A 12,129-nucleotide genomic window follows, 5' to 3' on the forward strand; every position below is an offset into this window, starting at 1 on the left:
CAACAAGTGGAAGCAACAAGAATAAGTAAATTCATAAGATAAACAAAAGAAATAAATAAAGTTATAATTGATAAAATATGAATACAGCTATTTTACTCGCAGCACAAGCTGCAGGAAAACAAGGAAGTCCATTACCAATGATAGTGATGATGCTTGTTATTGGAGCTATCATGTGGTTCTTTATGATTCGTCCACAACAGAAAAAACAAAAGCAAATTCGCGCATTTCAAAATGCACTTAAAGAAGGCGACTCGGTTGTTATAGGTGGCGGAATATTCGGTAAAGTAAAACACATAGATATAAACTCAAATAAAATTGATGTAGAAATTGCACGTGGTGTAGTTATCACTGTAGATAAAGGTTATGTATTTGCCGATGCAGAGGCTATGCGTATGAGCCAAAACAAATAAGCATTTGCAAATTAATAGAAGTAGATTCCATAAATGATAAATAGGAGACTACATATAATAAATATAATCAGAGGTTTCTTGTCGAAATTAATCAACAAGGAATTTCTGGTTTTTTTGTTCTTTCTTTTATTGAGTGGTCTATTTTGGCTTACGAATGTACTTGACGACTATTATGAACGCGAATTTACAGTAGATGTTAGATTGGCAGGAATACCTAAGAATGTTGTCATAACAAGTGATATAGATTCCGTTGTCAGGGTTGTTGTGCGCGACAAAGGTTATGTTATAGCTAGCTATATGTTTGATGACGCTTTTCGCCCATTGTTTTTTGACTTTGATGCTTGTACTCGGTCTGACAATTCTGGTGAGATCTCCACTACCGATATACAACGATTACTCACTCTACAAATGTATTCGAGTTCGAAAATAGTGAGTGTAAAGATAAACAATCTTACTTTCTCGTATAATCACGGCAGACATAAAAAAGTTCCGGTAAGGTTTCACGGTATAGCGATTCCTACAGAAGGCTATTATCTTTCACGAATACAAATAGTTCCAGACAGTGTTATTGTCTATGCTGCAAAAGATATATTGAACAAAATTAAATATGTATCAACCGAACAACTAACAATATCGAACTTTACTGAGCCGAAAACACAACAAGTAAGGATTGCAAAGATAAAAAACGCAAAAATATTACCTAACCACGTAAAGGTAGAGTTATATCCTGATATTCTTACAGAAGAATATGTAGAAGTGCCCATTAATGCCATAAATGTTCCTGCGGATAAAACAATGCGAATATTTCCCAGCAAAGTAAAGATTAAATTTGCTGTAGGAGCACAACGATTGCGCTCTATGCCAAAGAACATAGAAACGAGAGAGCTGCTACCTGAAGGGTTCAAAGCTGTAGCAGACTATAATGAGGTGGCAGACCATAAGGTGGACAAATGCCATGTGTATCTTCAAGCTGCACCAAATGGTATACGTAATGCCCACCCCGTTGTGAATGTTGTGGACTATCTTATTGAACAAAAATGAAAGTAGCAATAACAGGTGGTATTGGTAGCGGAAAATCGTTTGTTTGCGAACGATTACAACACTTCGGCATTTACGTGTACGATTGCGATAAAGCTGCAAAAATGCTAATACACACTTCTATTGATATACAAAAGCAATTATCTGACTTAGTAGGCACGAATATATTTGTTAATGGAAAGCTACAGAAAGCAGAATTGGCTTCTTTTCTGCTACACGACAAAGCAAATACACAAGCCATAAACAATATTATTCACCCTGCTGTTGCTGCTGATTTTGAAAAGTCAGGCTACGATTATATTGAAAGTGCTATTCTCTTTGATAGCGGTTTTATAAATCGCATACATATAGACAAGGTGATTTGTGTAACAGCACCTATAAATGTTAGAATACAACGCATTGTTAATCGCGACCAGATTACTTCAGAAAGAGCCAAAGAGTGGATAAACCGACAGTTGCCACAAGACGAAGTTTTAAAGCGCAGTCAGTATGAAATAGTAAACGATGGACAACGCGATTTAGATTCACAAATACAAGCAATTATAAACAATATAGAAAAATTGAGTAAGTAATATATTTAATAAAAACATAATGAAACAAACAATTCTTTCAATTGCAGGCAAGCCTGGACTTTACAAATTGGTAAACCATGCGAAAATGAACTTAATAGTTGAGACTATTGATGAAAAGAAAAAACGTATTCCCACCTTTGCGACAGATAGAGTAACAAGCCTTTCCGACATTTCAATGTTTACAGAAGGAGACGATGTTCCTTTGTATGAAGTATTAGTAAATGTACGTGAAAAGGAAGAAGGAAAAGTATCTTCGTTCGATTGGCGTAAAGCGTCTGCAAAGCAATTGCAGAACTATTTTGCAGAAGTTCTTCCCGATTACGACCGCGACCGTGTGCATAATAGCGATATTAAGAAATTGTTACAGTGGTACGACATTTTGATTAAAGCTGGCATTTCAAACTTCGAAGAAGTGCTGAAACCTGACGGAGAGGAAGAAGTAGAAGACAATCAAGAAAGCAAAGAAGAAGAAAAGTAAGGTTTAAAACTGGACGAGGTACCTTTATTTCTTACCAACTTGCTCTTAAATAGGAATATATCAAAAAGGAGTTGCCCCCACATTTTGTTTTATTAGTCTACAGGGCTTTAATTAACTACTCTGAATGTTGATGCTCTATGTAAGTTATAACGGCATACATTAATATTAAGGTAAAAGATGTAGCGATATGCAAGTTGAAACTATTCATAACACACCTGCCACTCCTTGGGTATTTCCTTTGCAGTCGAAAATAGGAGAACATATTATAAGGTATGACGGATTAACTGAATTCGCACAGGGGTCTCCACTAATAGGTAGCTTATTTGTTGATGATAAAAAGATAGGTAAAGACGATCTCTTTGGCGCCCCGTTCTTATTGAGCAACAACCATTTATATATACCGAAATATGTTCGATGCTTTTTGACATCGGGATTTATCTTGTGTAAAATAGATATTCGAACAAGACAAATAGAACATCTTAGTAAGATAAAACCATTGATATATTTACATTGTATTGATGATGGTAGAATTTTATACTCTACCGACTATATTGAGTTAAAAGAATAAATAAGTTCTCTTAGAGTTGTGATAGGTAAGTGCCTTTTACAACATACAAATAACAACGTTATCTCTGTGCGATAAGTGTAGAGGTAACGTTGTTTATTTTTGTGATAATTTTAGTATATAAGACTATTTTTTGTAACTTTGCACTATAAAACTTAAATACATTGTCATTATGGCGTCAAAAACATATAACGTTCTATTTATTGTAGCAATGTTGTTGCTTAGTAGTTGTAGCGTATTCCGTGGACTCGCACTCGATGGTCCTTCTGGTCCGGATATATATGAATATCAGAAGTTGGAACGAGACACTATTTTCAAAGGAGACAATCCGTTTTGTTTTCCACTTGCGGCATCGCATCGTTGTATAAATAGAGGTATGTATATAACTCACAAAAAGGCAGGAAATGCAGAGAAGGTGCGAATAGATTCACTCGTTGAACAATGGTTTGGAAAAGATGGGCAATTGCTTATTATTCATAACGACAGTATTGTTTACGACCAATGGACAGAGCCTTTTTATCCAGGAAAGAATGCTACCATTTTCTCTGTTTCCAAATCGTTGACGGGGCTTCTTTGTGGTATTGCCGTAGACGAAGGTTATATCAAGAGCGTAGACGACTATGTAACTGATTATATTCCAGAATTGGCACAATACAATGCTACATTCAAAAAGTTACGTATTGTCCACCTGCTGAATATGCAGGCTGGTTTCGATTTTTACGAGGACTATGAATTGACTCTAAAAGGTTTGTTTAAAATATTCAAGATAACTCAACTGCAATATGGGCACGACTTCACCCGACTTTTCCGACACATAAAGTTTAAAAGTCAGCCTGGCGAGAAATATGAATATAACAGTTTAACGACAGCTCTACTCTCTTGGATTATTGAACGAGCTACGGGTAAAACCTATGCGGACTATATGAGTGAGAAGGTATGGAAACCATTAGGTATGGAACGCGATGCATGGGTTACAATAGACAGTCGTAAGCATCATCACACACAAGGCTTTGGAGGTATTGCTACAAATGTGTATGACCTTGCTAAGATAGGAAGATTATATTTGAATGGTGGTACGTGGAATGGGAAGCAGATTGTCAGCAAGGAGTGGATAGACAAGAGTTTAGAAAAGACTACCGAGAATAAAGGTTATCATTATTGCTGGTACCATCAGTATCGCGATAACGATGCCGATAACTCTTCTTTCTATGCGTTTGGTGTCGGACACCAATTCATTTATATTAATCAGAAGAAGAATGTGATTATTGCCCGAATAGGAAACAACTACAATTGGATGGGGTGGGAAATGTCATTTTTCGACTCCTTGTGCGACAAATTGTTCTAAACAAAATAAGTAGTTAAAATTCTGAATATATTTTGTAGGCACTGACGAGCAAATTGTTTGTATTTACAACAATGCTATATAGTAACTTATAAATATACTGGTATGAAGAGCCTATAGAAAATAGGTTGGAGAATTATGAGCAATATTTACAAGTTACTCACGAATAGAACAGAACACCTTAGATATTGGTTACGTTCGTTTCAGATATCTGTAACGCTCTTCTCAGATATCTGTCAGTTGCGTCTCAGATATCTGTCAGTTGCTAATTAGATATCATAAAAAAGCACAACCTTTAAAACTCTATATCATTATACTTAAAAAGTATTTAGCCAGATAAGAAGTATAAATTCCCCTATTCTGTAATATTCCAATCCACATATTATTATAAAATTCTGAACACCAATATATTATCTGACAATTCATTATAATAAATTAGTTTTCATTACAATCGCATTCTCTTCCTAAGAATCTCCACTTCTTCCCTATTGAGTAGAAATAAACTCAGAAAATGGTGGTTAAATGCAATATAATGTCTATATTTGCAAACAATATATGTAAAACAAACTCATAACATGAAGAAATATATTAGAATAAGTATGCTATTGATAGGCATTTTGTTTGCCTTACCAAATCCAACCTCTGCTCAATGTCCCATAAAAGAAAAGATTATGGGAAGTGGAGAAGACGAATCTGATGCAGCAAATAATAATCACACTCTGATTATTTATTTCGACAAAACAAAGGGAAATAAGGCGCTAATGAAAGCTATTCAAAAGAAAGGCTGTGCAGTGCTGTATGAATATAAAAATTTGAATGGTATTGCAATTAAAACTCCAGACGATTGGGACATTGAAAAGGCTGTAGCCTATTTCAGTAAAGTAAAAGGCGTTACATTTGTAAACAAAGATGGTGTAAACCGGTTACACTAATAAAAAGGAGTAAGAACATATAGCGAGAAGGTCAATATGCCAATAAGAAAAAGATAATTTCTTGTTGCAAGTCTTATCGCCTCGCTTCAGTTCAGTAATTCGCTTTAAACAGCTTCGTAAAATCCTATTCACTTTAGGGAAATTCCCCTACGTGATAGGGTTTTTATTTTCAAAGAGACTTTATTTGATAGTACCTTTGCAACATCAAAGAAATAAACAAGATATGAAGAAGGTAATTGTATTAGGAGTTGCTACAATCTTCTTACTAAGTAGTTGCGACTCGAATATGGGCAGTATCTATGCAGGAGGCTCATTAGGTAGCGTACTTGGAAGTGCTATCGGTGGCATTGCAGGAGGTGCACGAGGCTCAGATATTGGTACAATTATCGGAATGGCAGGAGGAGCAGCTGCTGGAGCGGCTATAGATGCCAAAACAAAAAAGAAAAGTAGAGAGTATGCTTACGGTAATGAGCGCTTAGCGCCAGAGAATAGAAAAGATGTACAAGAGCCTTACTACCAACAACAGATAGATACAGAACAATATAACAACTTGCCACAAACTACAGATGAGAATGGGTCTGACAGTACAAATGCAGAAGATAATGGACAATATGGTTTTCAAATAGAATCTCCAAATGGGTTTACAGAAACAAATGCAAAACCAGTCTATTTATCTAATAAGTCGAGTATTGAGCGACTCACACCGTCTACAAACGAGATGCCCAATATAGAAATTAGTAAGGTTGTCTTTGCAGATAACGATGGCAATAATATCTTAAAAAGGGGCGAGATTGGTAAAATCGCATTTGAAATACATAATAATGGAACACAAGCAATAAGCGATTTATACCCCACAATAACCGAAGCAACAAATTCAGGACACTTCAGAATTAGTCCAACAACAAGAATAAATTTATTGAAACCTAGTGAGGTTGTAAGATACACAGCTACAATAATGGCTGATAACCGTATTAAGACTGGAGAATATAACTTTTTAATTACAATACTCAAAGATAATAAAAGTATAACGAAAGTGATGAATTTACGTCTGAGCACACAGAAATAAACTGACTCAATATAATATTAAATTGACTCAATACAAACATTATTTGAAAAAAGAGAGAAAAAGATATTTTAAAAATACAGAGATGAAAAGGCTCAGAATAGCTATTAAGTAACTAATAACTCAACAATGGCGCATCGAAAAACGATGCGTCTTTTTTGTTTATAACCCTGTAATGCAAATCAGAGGATTTGAGTTAATATTACTGAGAATAGAAAATATTAACCTATAACAGGTAGAACATTTTAAGCTGGTTACGCTCAATAACATTAGTCGAACCAACTACTAACGCCTTTCTTTATATTTTTAAAGAAGTTGGTCCAGCTATTCTGCTCTTTCTTTTGTGGTGTTTGACGTTTATTGTTTATAGGTTTAGAAACAGTTTTTGTATTTGAATTAGTGGTTGTTGTAGGACGTTTATTTTTATTCGGGTGCAACGAAGTCTTCACCTTACGTTCTATATTCTTGGGCTTATCGTCATTACCTTGTGCCTCCCATTCTGGAATAAACTCATAGCAAACACCAGCAAAACCATACTCAACCTCTGGTACTTTTAAGGCAGATTGCTCTGATGCAAATGGAATTTCAGTTTCTTTTGGTAATACTTCTACCTTTACATAAGCTACGCCACTAGAAATCATACCCAATTCTCGGGCTGCTGCATACGAAAGATCTACTATTCGTCCATGTGCATACGGACCACGATCGGTAACGCGTACCTCTACTTCCTTTCCATTTCTTGGGTTTGTTACTCGTAAACGCGTACCAAAAGGCAAAGTTCTATGTGCACAAGTAAAACCATTTCTATCGTAACGTTCGCCGTTACTCATTTTTCGCCCGTGTAGGCTATTACTATAATAAGAGGCTTTACCGTCCGACTGTGCAAAGCAGCTTGTCGAAACAGTAAAGCCTATTATCATTGTTACTAAAAGGTGATTTCTAGTTTTATCCATAAAAACAAATTTACATTTGTCCTCCCCTTTTCGTAACATTCTATTTCCCTCTTCCTACAAAAAGAATGTAGGAAGGGGAAAGGAGAAGACTTTTATTAAATTACGCCTTGCTCTAACATTGCTTGAGCAACCTTCATAAAGCCAGCGATATTAGCACCCTTAACATAGTCTACAGTGCCATCTGGTTGTTCACCGAACTTAACACATTGCTCGTGAATGCTCTCCATAATCCACTGTAGTTTCTCGTTTACTTCAGCAGGAGCCCAATTTAAGTGAGCAGCATTTTGTGTCATTTCAAGTCCAGAAGTAGCAACACCACCAGCATTAACCGCTTTACCAGGAGCAAAGAGTATGCCGTTCTTTTGGAAATAATGAATTGCGCCCGGTTGGCAGCCCATATTAGAAACTTCGCAGCAGCACCAGCAACCGTTAGCAACTAATTCTTTAGCATCGTCTTCGCTTAATTCATTTTGGAATGCACATGGAAGAGCAATATCTACAGGGATACTCCAAGCTTTCTTACCTGCAGTAAATTTAGCTTTACCTGGGAACTTAGTTGCCATATCTTCAACCTTATTACGGTTAGAGTTACGCATTTCGAGCATATAATCTATCATTTCAGGTGTAATTCCATCGGGTATTTCACAAACACCATCAGGGCCAGAAATTGCAACAACTTTACCACCAAGTTCAGTTGCTTTCTTTGCAGCACCCCAAGCTACATTACCGAAGCCAGAGAGAGATATCTTCTTACCTTTAATGTCTTTACCTGCTTTCTTTAGAAGATGCATTGTGAAATAAAGTGCACCAAAGCCAGTAGCTTCTGGACGGAAGAAAGAACCACCCCAAGTTATACCTTTACCTGTGAGTACACCTGTGTGGTATTGACGAGTAAGTTTTTGATACATACCATTCATATAGCCTATTTCACGACCACCAACACCTACATCGCCTGCAGGAATATCTTGATCAGGACCTATATTGTGACGAAGTTCGAGCATAAAGGCTTGGCAGAAACGCATAATTTCAGCATCTGATTTACCAACTGGATCGAAATCTGAACCACCTTTACCACCACCCATTGGCAATGTTGTAAGTGCATTCTTGAATGTTTGCTCGAAACCGAGGAACTTTAACATTGAAGGTGTAACTGCTTTGTGGAAACGCAAGCCTCCTTTGTACGGACCAATTGCGCTATTAAACTGTACACGATAGCCAAGATTAGTTTGAACCTTACCATTATCGTCAATCCATGTTACACGGAATGTAAATATACGTTCTGGTTCTACCATTCTTTCTACAATCTGGGCTTTTTCAAACTCAGGGTGTTGGTTGTAAACTTCCTCAATAGATTCGAGGACTTCTTGTACTGCCTGTAAGTACTCTGCTTCTCCTGGGTGCTTTTGTTCCAGGCTCTGCATAATCTTTTTGACTTCCATAGTAATTTTTGATAAAACGTTTATGTTAGTATTTCAAATTATCTAATTTACCGCAAATGTATTGATTTTATATTAGAGCACCAAATAAAAACTGTATCTTTTTGTATTCCTAATAATAATTTTCAATTTTATAATGACCTTACTTTAATACACACATAACTAATAAAAATACTTTTACTTACTTTATGTCATAATAATAGCTACATATATTAGCTTTATGCAATATATACTCTTATTTTACAACTTTATTGCTTACTTATATTTTTTCTTCTCACACCATATAGAAAGTTCTTTTTTTGCAAACAATTCCATTTAAGAATAGAAACTCTCATCTTTAAAATTATTTTATTTATCTTTGCAATATGAATAAAAGTTTGAATGAATTATACAAAAAACAAATAGTAGAACTTACACAAACTATTTATAGGTTGCGTACTAAAAGTCGTGTATTCGTTATTACCGAAATATTATCGTTTACTGTTTCCATTGCCTTTGTTGTAATGTTCACTGTTCTCAACAATGCCTCATGGACTTTAGGTGTGGCATTGTGTGTTCTATTTCTTTATTTTTATATTCGGAATTTAGACACAAAAAACGATAGAGATATTGCTGATGCATTGGCTCTAAAACTTACATACGAAAAGGAAATTGCTTACCAAGAGGGCGATTACACAAAGTTTGACGCAGGCGAACGTTACCTTCAACCTACTCACCCTTTTACTTTCGACCTTGACATATTTGGACAAGGTTCGCTATTTCAACGAATAAATAGAACTATTTCGTTGGGAGGAAGCGACTATTTGGCAGAATGTTTAGCAGGAAAATGGGAAACTCTCTCTACAACAGAACTTCTAAAAAACATAAAACAGCGCGCAGAAGCCATAGAAGAACTCGCAAAAAACGAACCTTTTCTATCAAAATTCAAAGCACAAGGCGTAGAAAAAACTATAGATACCACAGCAATTCGCAAAGCTTTTAGCAGCATTCACACATTGCAAATACCTTCCTACTTTGCCAATCGCACCTTTAGAACACTTATTTATGCCAATCTTACAGGCTTTTACCTTAGTATATTTCTATCTATCGCCAATTTTGTTCCTACATTTCTTCCAATATGGTGGGGCATATTCAACTTTTTTCTTGCCACATTTTGTTGCCATAAATATATAAAATTGGTGAACGAAGTAATATCTAAACTAAAAAATCAGGTGCACGGATACGTGAATATGGCTACATTAATAGATAAACAATCGTTTACAGCTACACATTTATGCGAATTGAAAAACAATCTATCGGGCGCAATGGAATCGTTCGGACAATTAGAACGCATTCTTCAGAAAATTGACAATAGAAGCAACGAAATTGGTATTGTACTTTTCAACTGTTTTGGTTTGCTCGACATTACCATTATTCGTCATTTTTTGCGTTGGCAACATACATACGAACCTATTACTGACCAATGGATTTATGCATCGAGTACTTTCGATGCACTTGTTTCAATGGCTACATTCCGCCTCAACGAAGACAAAGCACAACAAGCTACAATTGTTAATAGCAACAAAGTAAGCTACAAAGCACGCAACATTTACCACCCCTTCTTGGGCGAAAAGGCTGTACGCAACAACTTCGATATTCAAAACCATGAATATTATATTATAACGGGAGCAAATATGGCTGGAAAAAGCACATTTTTGCGAACATTGGGGGTAAACTATATTCTCGCAATGAACGGATTACCAGTATTTGCCGAAGAAATGTGCGTATCAGTATTCCGACTTTTTACTAATATGCGTACAACTGACGATTTAACACACGGCATAAGTTATTTCAATGCCGAACTGCTTCGTTTAAAACAACTCATTGCAAGTTTAGACCCTAATGTTCCAAGCTTAATAATACTCGACGAGATATTGAAAGGTACAAATTCGTTAGACAAACTAAATGGTTCACGACTATTCTTAGAGTATATTTCTAAACGAAACGTTACAGGAGTTATAGCTACTCACGATTTAGAACTTTCTAAACTCGAAGACGAAAACCCACAACGGTTCCATAATTATTCGTTCGAAATAGAACTTGGCACTAATGTTACCTATACATATAAAATAGGTAGAGGCGTTGCAAAAAACCAAAATGCAACTTTCTTATTAAAACAAATACTCGCTTAACTATCTTTTAAAAATTACTCTCACTGCAATCACAAACATACAATTTTATAAGGAGTGAATTTTTAATTAGAAAATAAAAAACATAATTAGAAAATTAAAAAACATAATTACAATTCTCATCACTTCTAATAAAAACTTTTTGGGACATAAACTAAAAAACTAAAAATATATCTCCCCAAACTCCATTATTACAATATCTGAATACTTTATGTTCCTATCCATACATAATTTTAATTTAGAAATAACCAACAACCCATAACAATAAGTCGGAATAATACCCTTACAACCTAAAAGTAAAAAGAAGTGTCCCATACCACTATCAGCATATTAAAATTATAACAAAATATTTCTGCGCCCAGAAACTTACGTAACAGTAGCTAAATGGTAACCCAATTCAACGTACTTTCATATTTTATATTCACTTGTTTTTTTAAGCCGATCCACATACATTTTAATAGACAAAAGAAATAATGAAAAATAAAAAAACAACTACTATATACATAGCAAACTTTTACCATTGCATAAAATAAGCCTTCAAATAGTTATTCCTGAAGAAAGGTATCTTTATTTCTCTATTTTTTTATAACTTTGCGCTTAAAAAGAAGTTGTTATTGTACAAGTAGAAGAATTTTATTCATGCAAATAGAGATACTTTCTTCTATTTTGATCCACCATATCATCATTGAGTAATACATCTAGTTTCAATGATTATACAAAAGAACCATTTAACGATGATGCACAAATTCGTTTAAAGAAATTTTGCGACAGAGTTAATAACGCAGGCTATAAATTTATGCCCAGTAATTCTGATTGTAAGAAAAAAAAGAAGACGATAACTTCTTTGATATTCTGTATAGTACATATAAAATAGAAAGAGTTTGAGCTTCTAGGAGTATCAATTCTAATCCAAGTAAAAGGGAAAACTAACAGAAATATTGGTACATAACTATTTACAAACCCCAAAAAAATATCAATACAATAAAATCTCATATTTGAAAAAAAGTATGTAGCAAAAAAAGATAACATCAAGTTGAGTAATTATATGTTGAATAGCCTTATTGGTACAACAACGTTTCGTAAGAATATAGAAACGATTTAAAAACGTAATAAAACAGCCTTTAGTATTATGAACATTGTATTATAGTTCGTAGTGAAGAAAAGAAGAAAAA

General features: G+C 34.9%; 11 protein-coding genes and 1 pseudogene. 10 read left to right on the forward strand and 2 right to left on the reverse strand.

Annotated elements, in window-relative coordinates; all coding sequences use genetic code 11:
• The first annotated feature begins 77 nt into the window (after positions 1-77).
• From yajC to HMPREF9144_RS07965, 8 genes are all read left to right on the forward strand, one after another.
• Positions 78-410, forward strand: coding sequence for a preprotein translocase subunit YajC (gene yajC, locus HMPREF9144_RS07930; protein WP_006045432.1), 333 nt, complete (start codon positions 78-80; stop codon positions 408-410).
• A gap of 33 nt (positions 411-443) precedes the next feature.
• On the forward strand, positions 444-1,451 hold the full coding sequence (locus HMPREF9144_RS07935) for a CdaR family protein (RefSeq protein ID WP_006045433.1): 1,008 nt from the start codon (positions 444-446) through the stop codon (positions 1,449-1,451).
• Positions 1,448-2,020 carry a dephospho-CoA kinase gene (gene coaE, locus HMPREF9144_RS07940; protein WP_006045434.1) on the forward strand — a complete coding sequence of 191 codons (573 nt, stop codon included), beginning with the start codon at positions 1,448-1,450 and terminating at the stop codon, positions 2,018-2,020. The genes HMPREF9144_RS07935 and coaE overlap by 4 nt, the downstream gene beginning before the upstream one ends.
• A gap of 19 nt (positions 2,021-2,039) precedes the next feature.
• Positions 2,040-2,498: a DUF5606 family protein gene (locus tag HMPREF9144_RS07945; protein ID WP_006045435.1), complete on the forward strand. Its 459-nt coding sequence runs from the start codon at positions 2,040-2,042 to the stop codon at positions 2,496-2,498.
• Between the two features lie 187 nt (positions 2,499-2,685).
• Positions 2,686-3,066: a hypothetical protein gene (locus tag HMPREF9144_RS07950; RefSeq protein WP_006045436.1), complete on the forward strand. Its 381-nt coding sequence runs from the start codon at positions 2,686-2,688 to the stop codon at positions 3,064-3,066.
• Between the two features lie 169 nt (positions 3,067-3,235).
• Positions 3,236-4,408 carry a serine hydrolase domain-containing protein gene (locus HMPREF9144_RS07955; RefSeq protein ID WP_006045437.1) on the forward strand — a complete coding sequence of 391 codons (1,173 nt, stop codon included), beginning with the start codon at positions 3,236-3,238 and terminating at the stop codon, positions 4,406-4,408.
• A 572-nt stretch (positions 4,409-4,980) separates the two neighbouring features.
• Complete coding sequence (locus HMPREF9144_RS07960; protein ID WP_006045438.1) at positions 4,981-5,337, forward strand: hypothetical protein; 357 nt, start codon at positions 4,981-4,983, stop codon at positions 5,335-5,337.
• Positions 5,338-5,560: 223 nt separating this feature from the next.
• On the forward strand, positions 5,561-6,403 hold the full coding sequence (locus tag HMPREF9144_RS07965) for a hypothetical protein (protein WP_040595424.1): 843 nt from the start codon (positions 5,561-5,563) through the stop codon (positions 6,401-6,403).
• A gap of 266 nt (positions 6,404-6,669) precedes the next feature.
• Here the strand turns inward: HMPREF9144_RS07965 and HMPREF9144_RS07970 are convergent, their stop codons facing one another.
• Positions 6,670-7,353 carry a septal ring lytic transglycosylase RlpA family protein gene (locus HMPREF9144_RS07970; RefSeq protein WP_040595660.1) on the reverse strand — a complete coding sequence of 228 codons (684 nt, stop codon included), beginning with the start codon at positions 7,351-7,353 and terminating at the stop codon, positions 6,670-6,672.
• Between the two features lie 95 nt (positions 7,354-7,448).
• Entirely contained in the window at positions 7,449-8,792 is a 1,344-nt protein-coding gene (gdhA, locus tag HMPREF9144_RS07975; protein WP_006045441.1) for an NADP-specific glutamate dehydrogenase, read from the reverse strand.
• 362 nt (positions 8,793-9,154) lie between these two features.
• On the opposite strand from gdhA, the gene HMPREF9144_RS07980 reads away from it, so the two are divergent.
• Positions 9,155-10,960 carry a MutS-related protein gene (locus HMPREF9144_RS07980; protein WP_006045442.1) on the forward strand — a complete coding sequence of 602 codons (1,806 nt, stop codon included), beginning with the start codon at positions 9,155-9,157 and terminating at the stop codon, positions 10,958-10,960.
• A gap of 647 nt (positions 10,961-11,607) precedes the next feature.
• Positions 11,608-11,970, forward strand: a pseudogene (locus HMPREF9144_RS12910) (DNA adenine methylase); the annotation flags it as partial.
• Between the last annotated feature and the right edge of the window lie 159 nt (positions 11,971-12,129).

The sequence above is a fragment of the Prevotella pallens ATCC 700821 genome (assembly GCF_000220255.1).
Classification (GTDB): domain Bacteria; phylum Bacteroidota; class Bacteroidia; order Bacteroidales; family Bacteroidaceae; genus Prevotella; species Prevotella pallens.